The following is a 258-nucleotide window of genomic DNA, read 5'->3' as shown; positions in this document are numbered from 1 at the left end:
CTGACTGGGGCAGGTGGCATCGTTTTTGATGCGACCCAGAGTCCGTTGACGGTAACCAATAGCAACAACCTCTACCAAGGCAGTACCACGGTGCAGGGCGGTACCGTACAACTGGGGAGCAACAATGGCTTCGGTGAAACCTTGTTGCTGACAGTTGCAAGTACCGGCACGTTTAATGGCAACTCGTTCAACCAAACGGTAAAAGCGCTGGATAACCAGGGTACGGTCAACGTCGGTACCGGTATCCTGACCAATAGT

1 protein-coding gene is annotated in these 258 nt (G+C 53.1%); it reads left to right on the top strand.

Annotated elements, in window-relative coordinates; translation table 11 throughout:
• Positions 1-258 (top strand): hypothetical protein (locus tag AC2A06_RS19080; RefSeq protein WP_484381332.1); only part of this gene is annotated, 258 nt, incomplete at both ends.

It is taken from the genome of Serratia sp. HNCC26DJ244, from assembly GCF_057180565.1.
This window is presented reverse-complemented; position numbering and strand designations above follow the sequence as displayed.